The organism is Methylobacterium sp. CCH5-D2 (genome assembly GCF_001556475.1).
In the GTDB taxonomy this organism is placed as follows: domain Bacteria; phylum Pseudomonadota; class Alphaproteobacteria; order Rhizobiales; family Beijerinckiaceae; genus Methylobacterium; species Methylobacterium hispanicum.
This window is the reverse complement of the sequence record NZ_LSIX01000338.1, coordinates 1-508: the sequence shown is the minus strand read 5'-3', so window position 1 is coordinate 508 and position 508 is coordinate 1. Positions and strand designations below refer to the sequence as shown.

The 508-nt window shown below is 74.8% G+C and carries 1 pseudogene; it reads right to left on the bottom strand.

The annotated features are described in order from the left end of the window. Positions 1–508, bottom strand: a pseudogene (locus tag AX737_RS08900) (heavy metal translocating P-type ATPase); the annotation flags it as partial.

Genomic DNA, 508 nt, shown 5'->3' with positions numbered 1-508 from the left:
CCGTGGGCGACTTCGACGCCTGCGCCTCCTCGACGAGGTGCAGGATGCGGGCGACCGTGTTGTCGGCCGCCGTCTTGGTGACCCGGACCTGCAGCGCGCCGTCGGCGTTGACGCTGCCCGCGAAGACCGGGTCGCCGACCTCCTTGGGCTTCGGGACCGACTCGCCGGTGATGGGGGACTCGTCGAGGCTCGACGCGCCGTCGGTGATCACGCCGTCGGCGGGCACGCGGTCGCCCGGCCTCACGACGACGACCTGCCCGATGGCCAGCGACGCCGCGGGCACCTCGCGGATGGCGCCGTCGGGCCCGTCGACGAGGCGGGCGGTCTTCGGCACCAGGGCGGCGAGCGCCTTGATCCCGGCGCGCGCCCGGCCCGCCGCCACGACCTCCAGCATCTCGCCGACCGTGAAGAGCAGCACGACGATGGCGGCCTCCTCGGCGGCGTGGATGGCGAGCGCCCCCGCGGTGGCGACCGACATCAGCATCTCGATGGAGAAGGGCGTGCCGGC